The organism is Onishia taeanensis, assembly GCF_003268885.1.
In the GTDB taxonomy this organism is placed as follows: domain Bacteria; phylum Pseudomonadota; class Gammaproteobacteria; order Pseudomonadales; family Halomonadaceae; genus Onishia; species Onishia taeanensis_A.
Window position 1 is genome coordinate 377,323 of the sequence record NZ_QLSX01000002.1, and the last position, 21,436, is coordinate 398,758.

Sequence of the window (21,436 nt, forward strand, 5' to 3'; positions counted from 1 at the left end):
GAGAGTGCCCTTCCTTGGCTTCCCGGAGGCAAGATGGAAGACTCTCGCACCCCTGATACCGGCAGCACACTGCCCGAGGCGCCTTTCGACGAGAACAGCTCCGCCGAAGCGCCACCGCTGCGGGTCAACCGGACCCGCACCGGCATTCAGGCCAAGGTGGTGCCGGACCCCGAGGCCGACCTCAGCGATCCGCGTCTGTACTTCAACCGCGAGCTGTCGCATCTGCAGTTCAACATCCGAGTGCTCGAACAGGCCCTCGATCCGTCGCACCCGCTGCTCAACCGGGTGATGTTCCTGCTGATCTTCTCGTCCAATATGGACGAGTTCTTCGAGATTCGCGTCGCGGGCCTCAAGCATCAGCTGATGCTGGGCAACGACGATACCGGCGCTGACAGCCGCCTGCCCCGCTCGATCCTCGACGAGATTTCTCAGGTCGCCCATGCCCAGGTTGAGCGCCAGTACCAGATACTCAACGAACAGCTGATCCCGGCGCTGGAAGAAAAAGGCCTGCGTTTCCGTCGCCGAGGCGACTGGAGCGAAGCACAGGCCAACTGGGTCAAGGACTACTTCGAGGAAGAAATCGTGCCGGTGATCAGTCCGATCGGGCTGGACCCCTCTCACCCCTTCCCGCGACTGGTCAACAAGAGCCTCAACTTCATCGTCGAGCTGGAGGGCAAGGATGCCTTCGGTCGCGAGGGAGGGCTCGCCATACTGCCGGCACCGCGCTCGCTGCCGCGCGTGATCGGCCTGCCCGACGGGCTCTGCGCGGAAGGTTTCAACGAGTATGTTTTTCTTTCCTCGATGATCCACGCCCATGCCCAGGAGGTCTTCCCGGGCATGAAGGTGCGCGGCTGCTACCAGTTCCGCCTGACCCGCAACGCCGACCTGGCGGTCGATCCGGAAGAGGTCTCCGACCTGGCCACGGCGCTGCGCGGCGAGCTGCTGGCCCGGCGCTATGGCAGTGGCGTGCGCCTGGAAGTCGCCGACAACTGCCCGGATGACCTGGCCGGCTTTCTGCTCAAGCAGTTCGAGCTGGAGGAAGCCGACCTGTATCGGGTCAACGGTCCGGTCAACCTGACTCGCATGATGGCGGTGCTGAGTGATATCGATCGTCCCGAGCTCAGCTATCGCCCCTTCACACCCGGCGTGCCCAAGCCCCTCAACAAGAGCGGTAGCCTGTTCGACGCTATTCGCGAGCAGGACATTCTGCTTCACCACCCCTTCCAGTCCTTCAAGCCGATCGAAGACCTGCTCGCCGAGGCCGCCCGGGACTCGGCGGTACTGGCCATCAAGCAGACCCTTTATCGCACCGGCGCCGACTCACCGGTGGTCAGCGCTCTAGTCGAGGCGGCGCGCAACGGCAAAGAGGTCACGGTGGTCATCGAGCTGCGGGCCCGTTTCGACGAGGCCGATAACCTGACCCTGGCCTCAAGGCTGCAGGAGGCCGGCGCCATCGTCATCTACGGCGTGATGGCCTACAAGACCCACGCCAAGATGATTCACATCGTGCGCCGCGAGAAGGGCGATCTTCGCTACTACGCGCACCTGGGGACCGGCAACTATCACTCCAAGACCGCCAAGCTCTACACCGACTACAGCCTGCTGACCGCCAACCCGACGCTCTGCGAGGACGTGCACAAGGTCTTCCAGCAGCTCTCCGGCATGGGGCAAGCTCGAAAGATCGAGACGCTACTGCACGCGCCCTTCACCCTGCATCCCAAAATGGTGGAGATGATCGACCGGGAAGCCAAGAACGCCGAGAAAGGCAAGCGCGGCCACCTGATCATCAAGTGCAACTCGCTGACCGAGCCGCAGCTGATCCGCGCGCTCTACCGCGCCTCACAAGCAGGCGTCGAGTGCGACCTGATCATCCGCGGCATGTGCTGCCTGCGCCCCGGCATTCCGGGTATTTCCGACAACATCCGGGTCCGCTCGGTGATCGGACGCTTCCTCGAGCACACCCGAGTGTTCTACTTCCACAACGGTGGTAAGCCAGAGGTATGGGGCTCGAGCGCAGACTTCATGGCCCGCAACATGTTCCACCGTGTCGAGACCTGCTTCCCCTTCCTCGACAAGAAGATTGCTGCCCGAGTGCGCAAGGATCTGGAGACCTACCTGGTCGACAACTGCCAGAGCTGGCTGTTGCAGTCAGACGGCAGCTACATCAAGCAGGAAGTCGGCGACAGCGCTCCGATCAGCGTCCAGGAGACCCTGCTCTACGCCTACGCGACCAAAGCGTAACCAACGCAAACGAGCATCACGACAAGGCAGATGCCTTTCACTGATACAGCGACGCCGGGCCCTGGCCCGGCGTCGTGGTATCTGCCATCCCATCACCGTATTACGTCAGCACGGTGAGGTGACTCAAGCGTCCCGCAGTCGCTCGGCGGCGGTCGCCAGCAAGTGTTCGGTGGTATCCCAGCCCAGGCAGGCATCGGTGACCGAGACGCCATAGCGCAGCGCGCCAGGCTTCAACGGCTGCTTGCCCTCGTAAAGGTGGCTCTCGAGCATCACCCCGACCAGACCGGTATCCCCGGCCAGGCGCTGGCCCAGCACATCGAGCAGCACCTCGCCCTGACGCCGGTGATCCTTGCGCGAATTGGCATGACTGCAGTCGACCATGATCCGTGGCGCCAGCCCCGCCTCCTGAAGCGCCCGGCGACAGGCCGCCACTTCCGGCGCCCGGAAGTTGGGCTCGCCATGACCGCCGCGCAACACCACGTGGGTGTGGGGGTTACCCGGCGTGCGGCGCATCACCGGCCGGCCGTCGGCGGCGATGGCCGGATGATGATGAGGGTGGGCACTGGCGCGAATGGCATCGATGGCCACCTGAACGCCGCCGTCGGTGCCGTTCTTGAAGCCGACCACGGCGCCCAGGCCGCTGGCCAGTTCACGGTGGATCTGGGATTCGGTGGTGCGCGCGCCGATCGCTGTCCAGGCCAGCAGATCATCGAGGTAAGGCGCGACCATCGGCTGCAGGAGCTCAGTCGCGACCGGCAGGCCCAGTTCCACGATCTCACGCATCAACGAGCGGGACAGGGTCAGGCCGGTGGCCATGTCATCGGCACCCTCGAGGCCAGGATCGTAGGCGAGCCCCTTCCAGCCCACCGTCGTGCGAGGCTTCTCGACATAGACCCGCATCACCAACAGCAGCCGGTCTTCGACCTGATGGGCCAACGCCGCGAGGCGCTCGGCGTAGTCACGGGCGGCCTTGGGATCATGGATCGAACAGGGGCCCACCACGACCAGCAGACGATCGTCGCGGCCATCGAGAATGGCGCGAATGGCCTCGCGCTGCCCCTCGACCCGCTCGGCCAAGGCCTGCGACAGCGGCAGCTCACGACGCAGCTCGTCGGGGGTCGGCAGGGGGCTCTCTTCAAGCGTCAGGGCCGTGGCGGCATCGCCTTGGGTAGCAGTGTCCTGAGCACTGTCAGAAGTACCGTCAGCGACACTTTGGCAACTAGCTTCAGCACGACGTTCGGCAACAGGGTCAAGGGCAGAAAGACTGGCATTCATGGGGTAAGGCTCCGGCTAGGCGATTGGCGTCGAGTCGTATGGCCACCAAGAGCATGCCGGCCGGAGGTGGCGAATTGTGCCGACCGGGCGTCGCTAAATCGCCAATAGCCATACGCGCTCGCGTAGCGGGGCGATAGGGTCATGGCAAAAGCTGCGTGGCGGTCGAACATCGCGTGTCTTCCTTGTGGGCCTGAGGCCCGATGTATGAGTGACAAAGCGTCCAGAAACGAAAACCCCCGGTCGGGTTGCCGACCGGGGGTTTCAAGACATCGGAGGCAACCCTGAGTGGGGCGTACCTCGCGGCGCGGGTCAGTGAGACCAGGCCGCCGGCACGCCGGCGCTAAACCAATAGCTCCAGAACCGTTGCCAACCGGCTGTTTCAATGCCTGCCTCGGTCTTGCACGCCAAGCACCGCACATCGCCTGAGAAGGCGAAGCGGGCAGTGTTGGAAGCAAGCGAGAGATGGGTCATGGTTATTCGGCTGTCTGTTGAGAGTTCTGATCAACGTGTCTAGTGAGCACGTTTCTAATGACTGAGTTTCTAATGACTGAGCTTCAATGACTTGCTTCATCCTACACACCCTGACGGGCTTGGCAAGCCCGTCAGGGCGGGATACAGGCCTTGGTCACTCGCCTTAGTTATTTGCCCCTTAGCCATTACGCTGTGCCGCTGGCCTGAGCCACTCGTCTAGCCAGCTGAGCCTGGATGCCTGGCGTCAGTGCTTAGCCAACATAGTGCATAGCCAAAATAGTGCTTAGCCAGAATAGTACGTAGCTTAAATAGCGCTTAGCCAAAATACTGAACCCAGCCAATGGTCGCCGGCAGGCCGGCCATGCCGACCAGCACAACGACTCCGAGGAACAGGGTCAGAAACCCCGACTCGTCTTTGAAGTTAGGATCATGCTCAGCCATGAGTGACCTCACGGGATAGGGCGTCAGCCGATAGACAGAGTCTAGCGCAGGTGTCGCCCGCCATCGACCGGCAGGGTCACACCGGTCACAAAGCGGTTGTCGAGCAGGTAGCGCAGGCTCTCGTAGATCACCCCCGGCCCGGGGATCATCTGCATCGCCGACTTGGCTCGGGCCTTCTCGGCGTAGGCCTCATCGTCGCCCTCGTTGAGCATGATCATCGCCGGCGCGATACCGTTGACTTGGATGCGCGGCGCGTACATGGCGGCGAATGACAGCGTCAGGTTGTCGAGCCCGGCCTTGGTCGCCGCATAGGCGGCGTGCTTCTTCGAGCCCTTGACCGCCACATAGTCGGTCATGTGCACGATATCGGCGAGCGGCTCGTCGCCGGCCTCAAGCAGGGCCTGAGCATGCAGGTTGAGCAGGTAAGGCGCCTGCATGTGTACCCGGAACAGGCGCTCGAAGTTGGCACCGGCATCGTCGCCGCGGCTGTCCGGGGCCCAGTCGCTGGCGTTGTGGACGATCGCCCGCAGCGCAGGCGTCGTTGCCTTGAGCCGTGAGATGAAATCGAGGATACCGGCTTCGCTCGAAAAGTCTGCCGCCAGTGTGACGATGCCCTTCTCGCGCAGGGCCTCGAGCTCGGGGCGCTCACGCCGATAGCTGATGATGACGGGGTGACCGTCATCGATCAGTCGCTCGGCACAGTGGCGCCCCAGCCGCTGGGCGCCACCGGTGATCAGGATCGGGGCCGCACTCATGTCTCGCCAGCCCTCACCAGGCTGCCCACGGTGGGCACCAGAGGATCACGCGGCGCATAGGCGAAGACATCAGAGAACACCCGCGAGGGCTCGAGCCCCAGCGAGGCCAGCACATCGACGCAGGCATAAACCATGCCCGGCGAGCCGGACAGGTAAACGTCGTGGCCTGAGACGTCGACATCGTCCAGCGCCTCACCCAGTGCGGCGTCGATGCGACCGACATGTCCCTGGATACGCGGGGCCGCAAAGTCGTCGCTCATGCCCTGCTCGCTGACCCCGTGGAAGGTCACGTTAGGGTGCCGGGTGACCCACTCCCGGGCCTGACTCTCAAGATAGAACTCGCGGCGCTCCTTGGCCGCCCACCACAGGTCGATCTCGCGCCCGGGGTCGGCGTGCAGCGCCGCCTCGACGATTGCCTTCATCTGAGCGAAGCCGGTGCCGGCGGCAACCAGCAGCAAAGGACGGCTGCTGTCGGGATCAAGCACACAGTCACCACCCGGCAGGCGCAGAGTCAGTTGGGCGGCGTGCTGCATGAGCTCACGCAGGCGCGCCGAATTGGAGCGCTCGGGCCAGTGTTGGATATGCAGCTCGAGGGAGCCGTCATCGACATGGGCATTGGCGATCGAGAACGGCACCCAGGTGTCGTCGTCCAGCTCAAGCTCCAGGTACTGGCCCGGGGCATGTGCCATGGCCTCGGGGCGCCCTTCCAGGCGTACCCGGAAGACATCGGGATTGAGATCCTCCACCGCCGTTACTTGGCAGGTCAGGGTCCTTGCGGTCATAAGCGCCTCTCGTGGTCAGGAGCATAAGTCAGGAGCGTGGGCGTAGTCAGCAGCTTGGAAGAAGTCAGGAGCGTGGGGCGGGGCCCGCCGGCAGGGTGATCCCGAGCTCGGCCCAGCGATCATCGACCCGCGACTTGACGGCCTCGTCCATGACAATCGGCTCACCCCACTCGCGGTCGGTCTCGCCCGGCCACTTGTTGGTGGCATCCATGCCCATCTTGGAGCCAAGCCCGGCGGTGGGCGAGGCAAAGTCCAGGTAGTCGATGGGCGTGTTCTCGACCATTACCGTATCACGGGCCGGGTCCATGCGAGTGGTGATGGCCCAGATCACGTCTTCCCAGTTGCGGGCATCGATGTCGTCATCGAGCACCACCACAAACTTGGTGTACATGAACTGGCGCAGGAAGCTCCACACGCCCATCATCACCCGCTTGGCATGGCCCGGGTACTGCTTCTTCATCGTCACCACCGCCATGCGGTAGGAACAGCCCTCGGGCGGCAGATAGAAGTCGACGATTTCCGGGAACTGCTTGCGCAGGATCGGCACGAAGACCTCGTTGAGGGCCAGGCCGAGGATCGCCGGCTCGTCGGGCGGCCGGCCAGTGTAGGTCGAGTGGTAGATAGGGTCGCGGCGATGGGTAATGCGCTCGACGGTGAATACCGGGAAGTGCTCGACTTCGTTGTAATAGCCGGTGTGATCGCCGTAGGGGCCCTCGGGCGCCATGTCGTCGGGGTAGATGAAGCCCTCGAGGATGATCTCGCTGGAGGCCGGCACCTCGAGATCGGCATGGCCACACTTGACGAGTTCGGTGCGCGAGCCCCGCAGCAGACCGGCGAAGGCATACTCGGAGAGGGTATCCGGCACCGGCGTCACCGCGCCCAGGATGGTGGCCGGGTCGGCGCCCAGCGCCACCGCGACCGGGAAGGGTTCGCCGGGATGGGCGGCCTGCCACTCCTTGAAGTCCAGCGCCCCGCCACGATGAGAGAGCCAGCGCATGATCAGGCGGTTCTTGCCCAGCTTTTGCTGACGATAGATGCCGAGATTCTGGCGCTCCTTGTGGGGCCCCTTGGTGACCACCAGCGCCCAGGTGACCAGCGGCGCGGCATCGCCAGGCCAGCAGTGCTGGATGGGAATGCGATCGAGATCCACCGCCTCGCCTTCGAGCACCACCTCCTGCACCGGCGCCTTGCGGAGCACCTTAGGCCCCATGCTCATCACCTGCTTGAAGATCGGCAGCTTCTCCCAGGCATCACGAAAGCCCTTGGGCGGATCGGGTTCCTTGAGGAAGGCCAGTAGCTTGCCAACCTCGCGCAGGGCACTCACCGACTCCTGCCCCATGCCCAGCGCTACACGCCGCGGGGTGCCGAATAGATTGCCCAGCAGCGGCATGTCATGGCCCTTGACGTTCTCGAACAGGAGCGCCGGACCGCCGGCCTTGAGGGTGCGATCACAGATCTCGGTGATCTCGAGGTAGGGGTCCACCTCGGCAGTCACCCGCTGGAGTTCTCCCTGCGCCTCCAGGGCGGCGATAAACTCACGCAAGTCCTTATACTTCATGCGGTTGTTGCGCTCCCAACACGACAAAAGGGGCAGCATAGCATGCCGCCCCTTGGACTGATTAACGGATCATGCCCGATTCACGTCGAGCGCAGCGGCAGAATCAGCGCCGCTTCATCGCCTCGAAGAACTCGAGGTTAGTCTTGGTATCCTTTAGACGATCGATCAGGAACTCGGTGGCCGCCACATCATCCATCGGATTGAGCAGCTTGCGCAGGATCCACATGCGCTGCATTTCATCCTCGGAGGCGATCAGATCTTCGCGGCGGGTGCCCGAGCGACGAATGTTCATCGCCGGATAGACCCGTTTCTCGGCCAGCTTGCGATCAAGATGGGCCTCCATGTTACCGGTACCCTTGAACTCCTCGAAGATCACTTCGTCCATCTTGGAGCCCGTGTCGACCAGCGCCGTGGCGAGAATGGTCAGGCTGCCGCCTTCCTCGATGTTGCGCGCCGCACCGAAGAAGCGCTTGGGCTTTTCGAGAGCATGGGCGTCGACACCACCGGTCAGCACCTTGCCGGAGGACGGCACCACGGTGTTGTAGGCACGGGCCAGACGGGTGATGGAGTCGAGCAGGATCACCACGTCCTTCTTGTGCTCGACCAGGCGCTTGGCCTTCTCGATCACCATCTCGGCGACCTGTACGTGGCGGGCCGGCGGCTCGTCGAAGGTCGAGGCCACGACTTCGCCACGCACGGTGCGTGACATTTCGGTCACCTCTTCCGGACGCTCGTCGATCAGCAGCACGATCAGGTGACACTCGGGATTGTTGCGAGTGATCGAGGTCGCGATGTTCTGCAGCATCAGCGTCTTGCCCGCCTTGGGAGGCGAGACGATCAGGCCGCGCTGGCCCTTGCCGATGGGCGCCGTCAGGTCGATGATGCGCGACGTCAGATCCTCGGTCGAACCGTTGCCGATCTCCATCACCATGCGTTCCTGAGGGAACAGCGGGGTCAGGTTCTCGAACAGGATCTTGTGCTTGGCGTTTTCCGGCCGGTCGAAGTTGATCTCGTTGACCTTCAACAGGGCGAAATAACGCTCACCTTCCTTGGGTGGACGAATCTTGCCGGCAATCGAGTCGCCCTTGCGCAGGTTGAAGCGACGGATCTGGGACGGCGAGACGTAGATGTCATCGGGACCGGCGAGATAGGAAGAGTCGGCGCTGCGCAGAAAGCCGAAGCCATCCTGGAGAATCTCCAGTACACCATCGCCGTAGATGTCCTCGCCGCTCTTGGCGTGCTTCTTGAGGATGGCGAAAATGATGTCCTGCTTGCGCGAGCGGGCCAGATTATCGATGCCCATTTCTTGGGCGATATCCAGCAGTTCCGGCACGGTCTTTTGCTTGAGTTCGGTAAGATTCATCGGTTTGATCAGAAATAGCTCGTGTCAGCGTGGCAACGAAGCCGGAAAACGACAGGAGGCGGTGACGATGCGCCGCGTGGTGCGTTCAGAGCCCTGGGACATCCACTCTCGAGATATGATCAGCCGACCGCTGCTTGCGGGGAAGCCATGGACGATATCGAACTAAGAGGGAAGCGCTGTTCATGTAGCCGTATTCGTATCGCCTGAATAGCTAGTCATGATGGCGAAGCGTCATCGTAAGGAATCAGCGGGCTGACTGACGACTTGGAGTCTGACCGCGGCGTGAGATGCCGTTTAGCGGTCACCGTGAAGCAGTCGGGAAGTATTCGGAACAGGCGAACGACTCGATGGTAGTCAAGCGAATCGGCAAACGCAAGCCCCAGTAGCGCTTCGCCGCGATGGCGGCGATTGACAACCCCCAGGGCGGGCCGCAACCTTGGGGCCAAGTGACATCAGGGGATCTTTCATGATCAACCATCCGGGCTTCAGCGACACGCCTGACGACGCACCAGCGCCGCAGCGCCTGGCAGCCATCGATCTGGGCTCCAACAGCTTCCATCTCCTGGTCGCCAATAACGTCAGCGGCCAGCTGCAGGTCGTGGCCAAGCTCGGTGAGAAGGTCCAACTGGGCGCCGGCCTCGATGACGAAGGCGCCCTGACCGAAGACGCCATGCAGCGCGCGCTGGACTGCCTGGCCCGCTTCGCCCCTTTTCTCGAAGAAACGCCCAACGCTCAGCTCAGAGTGGTAGGCACTAACGCGCTTCGCGCGGCGACCAACAGCCAGGTGCTGATCGAGCGCGCCGAGGCACTGCTCGGCCATGAGATCGAGATCATCGCCGGACGCGAGGAAGCCCGCCTGATTTATCTGGGCGCGGCCCATGCCCTGGCCGAAGTTCACGGCAGGCGCCTGATCGTCGACATCGGCGGCGGCTCCACGGAGCTCATCATCGGTGAGAACTTCGAACCCCTGGCGCTCGAAAGCCTGGAAATGGGCTGCGTGACCTTCACCAAGCGCTTCTTCGCCGATGGCGATATCTCCGAAAAACGCTTTCGCAAGGCAGAACTCGCCGCCCTTTCGGAGCTGGCCAACATCCGCCGCCCCTTCGAGGAGCTCGGCTGGGCCGACCCGGTGGGCTCCAGCGGCACCATCAAGGCCGCTGCGTCGGTGCTGGCCGCCAGTGGCCAGGCGCCCGATGGCATCATCGACCGCAAGGGCCTGGCCACCCTACGCAAGCGTCTGATCAAGATGAAGCGGCTCGACAAGGTCGCCATGGACGGCCTCAAGGAAGACCGCGCCAGCGTCTTCCCCGCAGGCATCGCGGTATTGTCGGCGGTCTTCGAGGCCTTCGGCCTCGAACAGATGCGCTATTCCGACGGCGCCCTGCGCGAGGGCGTGCTCTACGACATGATCGGACGCAACACCGCCGAGGACTCTCGCCTGCAAACCCTAGAAGGATTGCGTCGCCGCTACCAGATTGATCCGCGCCAAGCCGATCAGGTTGCCGCCAGCGCCCGGCAGTGCCTGACACAGGTGGGGACTGCTTGGCAGCTTAGCGCTAGCAACGCCCAGTTCCTCGACTGGGCGGCCCAACTGCACGAGATCGGCCTTGTCATCTCGCACAGCCAGTTCCATCGCCACGGCGCCTACCTGCTGGCCAACTCCGACCTCGCCGGGCTGTCACGCCCCGAGCAGCAGGCCCTGGCCTTCCTGGTGCGCGCCCACCGGCGCAAGTTTCCGCTCAAGGAACTCGATGCTCTGCCCGCCGCGGTGCGACCGACGCTTGGGCGCCTGGCCCGACTGCTGCGGCTAGCGGTGATCCTCAACCACTCCCGCCCAGAGCACCCGCCGACGGCCTTCCGCCTCGACGCCGATGGCGAACAGCTATCGCTGTCGCTGAGTGATGAACTCGCCGAGCAGGCGCTGCTGGTCAATGACCTAGAACAGGAAAAGGAATATCAGCGCGCCGCCGGTTTTACGCTGGCGATCGAAACGCTGGACACCGCCACCGTTTCGGCGCGCTAGTCGATGCCGGCACCGTCTTCGGCACAAGAGCCCTCAGCGCCCTCTTCGGCACAAGAGCCCTCAGCGCCCTCTTCGGCATAAGGGCCCTCAGCGCCACAAACCCGATCTTCGGCCCAGTAGCCCGCTGAACAGGCCAGCACGGCCTCCTCTAGCGGATCGAAGACCGCCGCCACCACCTCGCCGTCCCACACCACCAGCAGGGCCTGTCGCCGCCAGGGCGGCAGGCCCGCTTCCTGCAAGAGCCGCTTGAGGTCCCGCCGGCCGCGTCCGGCCAGCCGCAATACCTCGCCGCCCTGACGCGCACGCACCCGGTAGCCACCCCTCTTTCCAGAACGACCGCCCTCAAGGCGCCTCTCAAGCTGCATCGAACGCCACCCTAGCGGCGTTTCAAGTACCGCCCGGCCATCCCAGGCGACCTGCCAGTCTGCCGGCAGGTCGGCCAAAGGGCGCTGCAGATAGAGCCCCTCACGCCAGCACCGCGCCTCTGCGCCTGGCCAGGCTACCTGGACCTGGGCATCGCTTCGGGCATGGAGCTGCTCATCGAGAGCCGACAGGCGCGCTGTCGGGGGTGTAGGCAACCCAAGACACTGGCAGGCGTAGCGGATCAGCAGGCGCCGACGCGGTGCACTCAAGGCCTTGAGGGCCGGTAGCGCCAGCCGGCCGGGGTCGCCGCCGCAGGCGGTCAGATCAAGCGCCGCCAGCTCACCCAGGAGCCCGTCCGCCTCACCGGCAAGCGCCGCACTGCGGGCCAAGCTCGCCTCGGCGCGGGGCCAGCGAGACTCGAGCAGCGGCAGCACACGGTGACGCAGAAAGTTACGATCAAGCATCTCGTCGACGTTGCTTGGATCCTCGACCCAGCCAAGCCCAATCGCCTCGGCTTCACGCTCTATGCGCGTCCGGGGCAACTCCCGCAGGGGGCGGACGACACGACTGCCTGCCCAGTCACGCTCCCTCGGCATGCCAGCCAGCCCGCGCATCCCACTGCCGCGCAGGGCGGCCAGCAGCCAGGTCTCGGCCTGATCGCGACGATGCTGGGCAAGCCACAGGGTGTCACCCGCGCTCAGCCGGGCGGCGAAGGCGGCGTAGCGAGCCTCCCGGGCGGCGCCCTCGAGCCCGCGACCGGCCGTGACGTCGACACTCACCCGCTCGATGAACAGCGGCACGCCAAGACGGTCGCAGAGCCGGTGACAGTGGCGAATAAACTCAGCTGATGCCGCCTGCAGGCCGTGGTCGACGTGCAAGGCATACAGCGGGCGGGGATGACGGTGAGCCGCCCGGGCGGCGAGCGTCAGCAGCAGGCTCGAGTCGAGCCCGCCGGAGAGCGCCACCCAAACGCGACGCCCCGGCGGGGTCTCCGCCAGGGCGTCGTCGATCAACCTTTGCACATCCTCGATCATAAGGATTCCACCGCGCTGACGGGGCCGATTCTAGCGCAGCTAGACACCTGGCCGGGATAGAGGCGCCGCGAGCGCAGCAGCCTCTGACCGATCAGGCCGGGGCGCCGTAGCTCATCAGGCGCTGATAGCGGCGCTCGAGCAGGGCGTCGGTACCCAGGCCCTGCAAGCGATCGAGGCTCTCGAGCAGCGAGGTCTTGATACGCTCAGAGGTCACCGTCGGATGGCGGTGGGCACCGCCCAGCGGCTCATTGATCAGGGTATCGACGAAACCAAGCTCCTGCAGACGCTCGGCGGTGATGCCCATGGCGTGGGCCGCTTCCGAGGCACGCTCGGCACTCTTCCACAGGATCGAGGCGCAGCCTTCAGGCGAGATGACCGAGTAGGTAGAGTACTGCAGCATCTGCAGCTCGTCGCAGACGCCGATGGCGAGAGCGCCACCGGAGCCGCCCTCGCCCACCACGGTAGAGATGATCGGGGTCTTGAGCCGCGACATCACCGCGAGGTTGTAGGCGATGGCCTCGGACTGGCCGCGTTCCTCGGCATCGATGCCCGGGTAGGCGCCGGGGGTGTCGATGAAGGTCAGCACCGGCATCTTGAAGCGCTCGGCCATCTCCATCAGGCGGCATGCCTTGCGGTAGCCCTCGGGGCGCGGCATGCCGAAGTTGCGGCGCACCTTCTCCTTGACGTCGCGACCCTTCTGATGGCCGATGACCATCACCGGCTTGTCGTCGAGGCGCGCCACGCCGCCGACCAGTGCCGCATCATCGGCGAAATGACGATCGCCGTGGAGCTCGTCGAAGTCGGTAAAGACGTGCTCGAGATAGTCGAGAGTGTAGGGGCGCTGCGGATGACGCGAGAGCTGGGATACCTGCCAGGCGGTGAGATCCTTGAAGATCGACTCGGTGAGCTTCTTGCTCTTCTCCTGGAGCTTGGCCACTTCTTCGTTGATGTTGATCTTGCTGTCATTGCCGACCAGCCGCAGTTCCTCGATCTTCGCCTGCAACTCGGCAATGGGCTGTTCGAAATCCAGATAATTGGGGTTCATAGGCTTCAGCTTGTTAGCAATCGGGGCAGCCTGGAGGCCACGGCTGTCGCGGGAACGTTCAAAAGGAACTATTGAAATATAGCTGCTCATTATCGCAGCTTGTCAGCCCGGCGCAAGGCACCTCCTCGCCTTGCGCCGACGGCGGCGCCTGCCAGGCGAGTCAGCGTCGGTACTTGAGGCGCACGCCGTCCTGGCCCTGCACGTCGCGCAGGGCGATCATCAGCTCGTCGGAGGGGGCCACCTTCCAGTCCTCGGCCAGCTCCAGCCAGCCGGAGGCCTCGGCATTGCGGTACTTGAGGCGCACCGGCAGGCCATTGGCATCGCGGTAAGGCATCAGGCTGTCCCGCAGGCTATCGACCAGCCGCCCGTTGACCTGGGCGCCATCGACGGCGAGCTCAACGGCCTGCCCGAAGCGGGCGCGGGCCTCGACCATCGGCGTGACGTCCTTGCCGCGCAGGCGCAGGCCGCCGGAATAATCATCGCTCGAGACTTCGCCCTCGACGATCATCACCTGATCGGCCTCCAGTCGGCCCCGCAGGCGCTCGTAGAGCTCGCCAAACAGAGAGGCCTCGATACGCCCGGTGCGGTCATCCAGGGTCACGAAGGCCATGGTGTCGCCGCGCTTGGACTTCATGGTGCGCATCGCCACCACCAGGCCGGCCACGCGCTGGGGCTCACGGGACGGCCGGAGTTCGCTGATACGGGTCGAGACGAAGCGCGCAAGCTCCTGCTCGTACTCATCGATCGGGTGCCCGGTAAGGTAGAGCCCCAGCGTGTCCTTCTCGCCGGCCAGCCGTTCCTTGTCGCTCCAGTCGCGCACGGCGCTGTAATCGGCATAGACGTCGCCCGCTTCCGGTTCGCTGAAGGCTTCGCCGAACATGTCCATCATGCCCTGGTTCTGGTTGGCCAGGTTCTGGGAGGCGGCCTTCAAGGCCGCTTCCATGGAGGCGGTGAGCACCGCACGAGCCGCGCCCAGGTTATCCAGCGCCCCGGAGCGGATCAGCGCCTCGAGGGTGCGCTTGTTCATGCGTTTGGGGTCGACCCGACGGCAGAAGTCGAATAGATCGCTGAAGGCGCCGCCCTCGTTGCGGGCCTCGACGATGGCACCGATCGGGCCCTCGCCGACGCCGCGGATGGCGCCGAGGCCGTAGACGACCCGGCCTTCGGCATCGACGGTGAACTTGTAGCCGCCGACATTGACGTCCGGCGGAGTCACGGTCAGCCCCTGGTGGCGACACTCCTCGATCAGCGGTACCACCTTGTCGAGGTTGTCCATTTCGGTGGACATCACCGCGGCCATGAAGGGCCCCGGATAGTGCGCCTTGAGCCAGGCGGTCTGATAGGAGACCAGGGCGTAGGCCGCGGAGTGCGACTTGTTGAAGCCGTAACCGGCGAACTTCTCCACCAGGTCGAAGATGTTGCCGGCGAGATCCTTGTCGATGCCGTTGTCCGCACAGCCTTCCATGAAGCCCGCGCGCTGCTTGGCCATCTCCTCGGGCTTCTTCTTGCCCATGGCACGGCGCAGCATGTCGGCCTGGCCCAGGGAATAGCCGGCCATCACCTGGGCAATCTGCATCACCTGTTCCTGGTAGAGGATGATGCCATAGGTGGGCCCGAGTACCGGCTTGAGCAGCTCGTGCTGATAGTCCGGGTGCGGATAGGATATCTCGGCCCGGCCATGCTTGCGGTTGATGAAGTCATCCACCATCCCCGACTGCAGCGGGCCGGGGCGGAACAGCGCCACCAGGGCGATCATGTCCTCGAGGGAGTCCGGCAGCAGGCGCTTGATCAGTTCCTTCATGCCCCGGGATTCGAGCTGGAAGACCGCCGTGGTCTCGGCCTTCTTAAGCATGTCGAAGGTCGGCACGTCGTCCAGCGGAATGGTGTCGATGTTCAGCGGGCCCTGCCCTTCCACGGCTCGCACCTTGTCGACCATCTCCAACGCCCAGTCGATGATGGTCAGGGTACGCAGGCCCAGGAAGTCGAACTTGACCAGCCCGGCTTCCTCGATGTCGTTCTTGTCGAACTGCACCACCAGGCCGTTGCCATCCTCATCGCATAGCAGCGGCGAGAAGTCGGTGAGTTTGGTCGGGGCGATCACCACACCGCCGGCGTGCTTGCCGGTACCGCGGGTGATGCCTTCGAGCCGCTGGGCCATCTCCCAGATCTCGGCGGCCTCCTCGTCGGCCTCGAGGTACTCGCGCAGCGGCTCCTCCTGCTCATGCGCCTTCTCGAGGGTCATGCCGACCTCGAAGGGAATCAGCTTGGAGAGCTTGTCGCCCAGCGAGTAGGGCTTGCCCTGGGCGCGGGCCACGTCGCGCACCACCGCCTTGGCGGCCATGGTGCCGAAGGTGACGATCTGCGAAACGGCATCGCGGCCGTAGCGTTCGGCCACGTACTCGATCACCCGGTCGCGCTTCTCCATGCAGAAATCGACGTCAAAGTCGGGCATCGAGACACGCTCAGGGTTCAGGAAGCGCTCGAACAGCAGGTCGTACTGAATGGGATCGAGATCGGTGATCTTCTGGGCATAGGCCACCAGCGAGCCGGCACCGGAACCACGGCCTGGCCCCACCGGCACGTTGTTGTCCTTGGCCCACTGAATGAAGTCCATGACGATCAGGAAGTAGCCGGGGAAGCCCATCTGCAGAATGATGTTGAGCTCGAAATCGAGCCGCTCCCGGTAGCGCTGATCGATGGGCGCCCAGTCGGCGCCGTCGCGAGGATAGCGGTCCCGCGGATAGAGCGACTCCAGCCGTTCGGTAAGGCCATCATGGGAGACCTTGCGGAAGAAATCTTCCTGGGTCATGCCCTCGGGAATTTCGAACTCGGGCAGGAAGATCTCGCCCAGGCGCACATCGACATTGCAGCGCGCAGCGATCATCACGCTGTTCTCGAGCGCCTCGGGGATGTCCGCGAACAGCTCGGCCATCTCCTTAGGCGTCTTAAGGTACTGCTCCTCGCTGTAGCGACGCTCGCGGCGCGGGTCATCCAGCGCCTTGCCCTCACCGATGGCAACCCGCGTCTCATGAGCCCAGAAGTCCTCGCGGGCCAGGAAGCGCACGTCGTTGGTGGCGACCACCGGGGTGTTGGTCTCGCCGGCCAGCGCAACCGAGAGGTGCAGGCACTCTTCCTCGAAGGGCCGCGAAGTGCGATTGAGCTCGAGGTAGAAGCGTCCCGGAAAGTGTTGATTCCACTCCTCGAGCAGCGAGCGGGCCGTATCGCCGTGTTCGCTGAGCAGATGGCGACCAATCTCGCCGTCGCGACCGCCGGAAAGCGCGATCAGCCCTTCGCTCTGCGCAAATATCCAGGCCTTGTCGAGAATCGCCTTACCCTGACGCTGACCTTCCATCCACCCTTTCGAGATCAATTCCGTGAGGTTGCGATAGCCGTCGCTGTCCATGGCCAGCAGGGTCAGCCGGTAGGGGTGCGCCTCGTCATGAGGATTATGAAGCCATAGGTCGGCGCCGATGATTGGCTTGAGCCCGGCGCCCTGAGCCGCCCGATAGCCCTTCACCAGGCCGAACAGGTTGGCCTCGTCGGTCATCGCCAGGGCTGGCATGCCCGCCTGAGACGTCTGCTTGACCAGCGGCTTGAGGCGCACCAGGCCGTCGACGAGGGAATACTCGGTATGCACGCGAAGGTGAACGAAAGAAGGGGTCATGGCGAACTCGTGGCTTGGCTAGTTCAAGGGCGGTGTCGAGGACGGTATCAAGAGCGGTGTCGAGGGTAGCGTCGACGGGCGATATAGGGACACCGGACCGACGCGCAATGGCTGAAACAGCAGCGGCCGTCGGCTAGAGAAGGTCGAGCTGCTTCTTGACCGGCGCGAAGGAGCGGCGGTGCTCGGGCAACGGCCCCAGGCGTTCCAGTGCTGCCAGGTGCTCCTTGGTCGGGTAGCCCTTGTGGCGGGCGAAGCCGTAGTCAGGATGCCGGGCATCCAGGGCCACCATCTGGGCATCCCGAGCCACCTTGGCCAGTATCGAGGCGGCGGCGATGGCCGGATGGCGGGCATCGCCCTTGACCACGGGCTGGCCGGGAAGATGATGCCCCGGCAGGCGGTTGCCGTCTACCAGCAGGTATTCGGCTTCTGGCGCCAGGCCATCGATGGCGCGGCGCATCGCCAGGTGGGTGGCATGGTAGATGTTGAGTCGATCGACTTCCAGCGGCGAGGCTTCGGCCACGCAGAAGGCCAGGGCCCTGTCGCGAATCTCGGTGTCCAGAGCCTCTCGACGCCGCGCGGTCAGCGTCTTGGAATCGTTCAGGCCCTCGATGGGTCGGGCCGGATCGAGGATCACCGCCGCCGCGACGACCGCGCCGACCAGCGGACCGCGACCGACCTCATCGACACCGGCCAGCCGCTCGCCCTGATAGTCGATATGCGGCGGGGGCAGGAATTTGGCACTCATGACGTCTTTCCCGAACCGGAGCCCGAACCGACTCCCGAACCAGTGCCCGAACCGGATGACGCATCATCCTGATCCTGGCCCTGCTCCAGGTGAATGACGGCCGCCTCGGGTGCCACACTCGCCGGTAGCGCCCGCCCCGCGATCAATGCCTCGACGGCTGCGGCAGCCCGTTCGCTGGCGCCGCGCTGCAATCCCGCGTGCATCGCCGCGAAGCGAGTCTCCAGCGCCTGACGCATGGAAGCGTCGTCCAGCATGTCCGTCAGCTGTTCGGCTATCACCTCAGGGCTGGCGGCCTCCTGGATCAACTCCGGCACCAGCGCCTCGCGGGCGATCAGGTTGGGAAGCGAGATCCACTCGGTCTTGACCAGGCGCTTGGCGAGCCAGTGGGTGGCCGGCGCCATCTTGTAGGCCACCAGCATCGGGCGATGGCAGAGCATGGCTTCAAGCGCCGCGGTGCCCGAGGCCAGCAGCACGACATCTGCCGCAACCATCGCCTCCCGGGCCTGGCCGTCGAGCAGCGTGACGCGCCCCGCCAGGGTCGGGTAGCCGGCCAACAGCGCTTCGAGCTCTTCCCGCCGGGCCGGGGTCGCCGCGGGAATCACCACCTGAAGATCGGGGCGCGCCTGACACATCCGCTCCGCGGCCATGATAAAGGTCGCGCCCAGAAAACGGATCTCGTTGGCCCGGGAGCCGGGCAGCAGGGCCAACACCTCGGCGCCGTTGGCCAGCCCCAGGGACTGCCGAGTGCCGGCGCGGTCGTTGTGAAGCGGCAGCTCGTCGGCCAGCGGATGGCCAACGAAGGCCACCGGCACTCCGTGACGCTCGTAGAAGGCGGCCTCGAAAGGCAGGAAGGTGAGAATGGCATCCACCGACTTGGCGATCCCCTTCACCCGCCCCTGGCGCCAGGCCCACACGGAAGGGCTGACATAGTGGGCGGTGGTCAGACCTGACTCACGGAGCTGACGCTCGAGGCCCAGGGTGAAGTCAGGGGCATCGATGCCGATCATGATATCCGGGGCCCAGGCCAGGGCGTCGCGCTTCAGCGCCCGGCGCACCTTGATCAGCTCGGGCAGATGCTTCACCACCTCGACCAGCCCCATCACCGACAGGGTTTCCAGCGGGTAGCGGCTGTCGATGCCCTGAGCAAGCATACGCGGGCCGCCGATTCCACGGAACTCGACCTCGCCCAGGCGGGCGCGCAGCGCCTGCATCAGGCCCGAGCCGAGTATGTCGCCTGACAGCTCACCGGCGACCAGATAGACCCGCACCGGGCGCTGCTCCTGAGGGGCGTCTGACATGATCTAGCGCAGGATGCCGCGAGTGGAAATGCGGATAGAATCGGCGAAGACCTTGGTTTCGGGCAGCGCGTATTCGGCATCGATTTCGGCGAGCGCCTGCTCGACGGTCAGCCCCTTGCGATAGACCATCTTGTAGGACTCGGTAAGCGCCCTGATCGCCTCTCGGGAGACGCCGCGACGCTTGAGACCCACCAGGTTGAGACCATGCGGCTGAGCCGGGTTGCCATTGATCATCACATAGGCCGGCGTGTCCTTAGTGATGATCGAGCCGCCGCCTGCCATGGCTTGAGTGCCGAAATGGCAGAACTGGTGAATCGCCGACAGCCCGCCGATGATCGCGGAATCGCCCAGCGTGACGTGACCGGCCAGGGTCACCTGATTGGCCAGGATGCAGTCGTTGCCGACCACGCAGTCGTGGCCGACATGCACATAGGCCATGAACAGGTTACGGCTGCCGATGGTGGTCTCGCCGCGGTCCTGAACGGTACCGCGATGCAGGGTCACGCCCTCGCGAATGACGTTGTCGTCACCCATTACCAGGCGCGTGGGCTCGCCGGCGTACTTCTTGTCCTGGCAGTCCTCGCCGACCGATGCGAACTGGAAGATCCGCGTACGCTCACCGAGCACCGTCGGCCCTTTGACCACCACGTGCGGGCCAATCACGCTGCCGGCGCCGATGTCGACGTCGGGGCCAATCACGCTGAACGGGCCTACTTCGACGTCCTCGGCGAGGCGCGCCTTTGGATCAACGATAGCAGTGGGATGTATCAAGCGACCTTCCTCTCGGCACAGATGATCTCGGCCTCGCAGGCCACCTCGCCGTCAACGCTGGCGGTACATTGAAACTTCCAGATACCGCGCTTCGTGCGAATCACGTTGGCTTCGAGGCGCAGCTGGTCGCCGGGCATGACCGGGCGCTTGAAGCGCACGTTATCGCTGCCCACCAGATAGTAGACATAGCCGTCGGCGGGCAGCTTGTTGACGGTCTTGAAACCCAGGATCCCGCAGGCCTGAGCCAGCGCCTCGATGACCAGCACGCCCGGCATGATCGGGTGATGGGGGAAGTGACCATTGAAGAACGGCTCGTTGATGCTGACGTTCTTGTTGGCCACGATGCGCGCACCGTGCTCGAGCTCCATGACCCGGTCGACCAGCAGGAAGGGATAGCGGTGGGGGAGATACTCACGGATCTCGTTGATGTCCATTACCATCGATGCGACCTCTGAAATGACAAAATGCTCGACCGGAGGCGAGCATGCTGGGGCGGCAGGGCCGCCGCCATGATTAGGGTGGGCGGAGTATAGCGCTCGCCGAGGGCGACTCAACGCCTGGTTACTGCTTTTCCAGGCGGGTCACCCGCTTGGCGAGCTCATCCAGCTGCTTGAAGCGCACCGCATTCTTGCGCCACTGGGCGTTGCGCATCGAACCGGTACCGGAAGAGTAGACCCCGGGCTCTTGAATCGAATTGGTGACAAGGCTCATGCCGGTGACCTGCACCCCATCACAGAGGGTCAGGTGACCGGAAAGCCCGACGCCGCCACCGAGCATGCAGTGGCGGCCCACCTTGGTGGAACCGGCGATGCCCACGCAGCCGGCCAGGGCGCTATGATCGCCGATCTGCACATTATGAGCGATCTGCACCTGACTATCGATCTTGACGTCGTTGCCGATCACGGTGTCGCCGAGCGCGCCACGATCGATGCTGGAACAGCTGCCGACCTCGACATCGTCGCCCAGCACCACGCCGCCCAACTGGGCGATCTTGTGCCAGCGGCTGCCGTCGTGGGCGAAGCCGAAGCCATCACCACCGATCACGCAGTGACTATTGAGCACCACCCGCTCGCCGATCACCACGCCATGACAAACGCTGACATGCGCATGCAGACGCGAGCCGGCACCAATCACGCTGTCGGCCCCGACCACGCTGCCCGGGCCGATGACCACGTCATCGCCGATCACCGCGCCGTCCTCGATCACCACCTGCGGGCCGACCTCGACGTTGGCACCAAGCTTGGCGCTCTCGGCGACGACCGCCGAGGCGTGCACCCCCGGGCGATATCTCGCGGCCAGCGGATCGAACAGCCGTGATAGCTCGGCATACCCCAGATAGGGGTTCTCCAGGGCGAGGCAGGCCGTGGGGCTCTCCTCGGCATGATCCGGGTGCAGAAGCACCGCCGCCGCCCTCGTCTCAGGCAGATACTTCAGATAGGCCCGATTGGCGAGGAAGGTCAACTCGTGAGGACCGGCTTCGCTCAGCGTCGCCAACCCGCTCACGGTGCGCTGGCCATCGCCGATCACACGAGCTTTGAGGCGCTCGGCGAGCTCATCGAGGGTATAAGTGGGGTATTGGGCGATTGTCATGGACGCGGGTCATCGCG

The 21,436-nt window shown here is 64.5% G+C and carries 16 protein-coding genes; 2 read left to right on the plus strand and 14 right to left on the minus strand.

The annotated features are described in order from the left end of the window. Nucleotides 1–33: 33 nt before the first annotated feature. Entirely contained in the window at nt 34–2,241 is a 2,208-nt protein-coding gene (gene ppk1 / locus BCL93_RS04425; protein ID WP_112053893.1) for a polyphosphate kinase 1, read from the plus strand. A 123-nt stretch (nt 2,242–2,364) separates the two neighbouring features. Here the strand turns inward: ppk1 and BCL93_RS04430 are convergent, their stop codons facing one another. The 6 genes from BCL93_RS04430 to rho all read right to left on the minus strand — a co-directional run bounded on the left by BCL93_RS04430 (nt 2,365) and on the right by rho (nt 8,886). Next, entirely contained in the window at nt 2,365–3,516 is a 1,152-nt protein-coding gene (locus BCL93_RS04430; protein WP_112053894.1) for a 3-deoxy-7-phosphoheptulonate synthase, read from the minus strand. Between the two features lie 786 nt (nt 3,517–4,302). Further along, nucleotides 4,303–4,428 (minus strand): hypothetical protein, encoded by a 126-nt coding sequence (locus tag BCL93_RS17435; RefSeq protein WP_258395967.1) that lies wholly within the window; start codon nt 4,426–4,428, stop codon nt 4,303–4,305. 41 nt (nt 4,429–4,469) lie between these two features. Further along, nucleotides 4,470–5,183, minus strand: a complete 714-nt coding sequence (folM, locus tag BCL93_RS04435; RefSeq protein WP_112053895.1) for a dihydromonapterin reductase — start codon at nt 5,181–5,183, stop codon at nt 4,470–4,472. Then, nucleotides 5,180–5,965 (minus strand): NAD(P)H-flavin reductase, encoded by a 786-nt coding sequence (locus tag BCL93_RS04440; RefSeq protein ID WP_112053896.1) that lies wholly within the window; start codon nt 5,963–5,965, stop codon nt 5,180–5,182. The genes folM and BCL93_RS04440 overlap by 4 nt, the downstream gene beginning before the upstream one ends. A gap of 64 nt (nt 5,966–6,029) precedes the next feature. Then, nucleotides 6,030–7,523, minus strand: a complete 1,494-nt coding sequence (gene ubiD, locus BCL93_RS04445; RefSeq protein ID WP_112053985.1) for a 4-hydroxy-3-polyprenylbenzoate decarboxylase — start codon at nt 7,521–7,523, stop codon at nt 6,030–6,032. 103 nt (nt 7,524–7,626) lie between these two features. Further along, entirely contained in the window at nt 7,627–8,886 is a 1,260-nt protein-coding gene (rho, locus tag BCL93_RS04450; RefSeq protein ID WP_092522964.1) for a transcription termination factor Rho, read from the minus strand. A 466-nt stretch (nt 8,887–9,352) separates the two neighbouring features. On the opposite strand from rho, the gene ppx reads away from it, so the two are divergent. Further along, nucleotides 9,353–10,909, plus strand: coding sequence for an exopolyphosphatase (gene ppx, locus BCL93_RS04455; RefSeq protein WP_112053897.1), 1,557 nt, complete (start codon nt 9,353–9,355; stop codon nt 10,907–10,909). On the opposite strand, the gene tilS is transcribed toward ppx, so the two are convergent. The 8 genes from tilS to lpxD form a co-directional block, all read right to left on the minus strand. Next, nucleotides 10,906–12,306 carry a tRNA lysidine(34) synthetase TilS gene (tilS, locus tag BCL93_RS04460; protein WP_112053898.1) on the minus strand — a complete coding sequence of 467 codons (1,401 nt, stop codon included), beginning with the start codon at nt 12,304–12,306 and terminating at the stop codon, nt 10,906–10,908. The two genes, ppx and tilS, sit on opposite strands and share 4 nt — an antisense overlap. Nucleotides 12,307–12,397: 91 nt before the next feature. Beyond that, nucleotides 12,398–13,351, minus strand: a complete 954-nt coding sequence (gene accA / locus BCL93_RS04465; RefSeq protein ID WP_112053986.1) for an acetyl-CoA carboxylase carboxyl transferase subunit alpha — start codon at nt 13,349–13,351, stop codon at nt 12,398–12,400. Nucleotides 13,352–13,511: 160 nt separating this feature from the next. Next, nucleotides 13,512–17,015 (minus strand): DNA polymerase III subunit alpha, encoded by a 3,504-nt coding sequence (dnaE, locus tag BCL93_RS04470; RefSeq protein WP_112053899.1) that lies wholly within the window; start codon nt 17,013–17,015, stop codon nt 13,512–13,514. Between the two features lie 133 nt (nt 17,016–17,148). Then, entirely contained in the window at nt 17,149–17,760 is a 612-nt protein-coding gene (gene rnhB, locus BCL93_RS04475; protein WP_112053900.1) for a ribonuclease HII, read from the minus strand. Next, entirely contained in the window at nt 17,757–19,058 is a 1,302-nt protein-coding gene (lpxB, locus tag BCL93_RS04480; protein WP_112053901.1) for a lipid-A-disaccharide synthase, read from the minus strand. The genes rnhB and lpxB overlap by 4 nt, the downstream gene beginning before the upstream one ends. A 3-nt stretch (nt 19,059–19,061) precedes the next feature. Then, a complete protein-coding gene (gene lpxA, locus BCL93_RS04485) occupies nt 19,062–19,829 on the minus strand; it encodes an acyl-ACP--UDP-N-acetylglucosamine O-acyltransferase (protein WP_112053902.1) in 768 nt (255 codons plus the stop codon). Further along, entirely contained in the window at nt 19,826–20,269 is a 444-nt protein-coding gene (gene fabZ / locus BCL93_RS04490) for a 3-hydroxyacyl-ACP dehydratase FabZ (protein ID WP_112053903.1), read from the minus strand. The genes lpxA and fabZ overlap by 4 nt, the downstream gene beginning before the upstream one ends. A 121-nt stretch (nt 20,270–20,390) precedes the next feature. After that, the gene (lpxD, locus tag BCL93_RS04495) at nt 20,391–21,419 is read right to left on the minus strand and encodes a UDP-3-O-(3-hydroxymyristoyl)glucosamine N-acyltransferase (RefSeq protein WP_112053904.1); all 1,029 of its coding nucleotides are present in this window, start codon (nt 21,417–21,419) and stop codon (nt 20,391–20,393) included. Nucleotides 21,420–21,436: the final 17 nt, after the last annotated feature.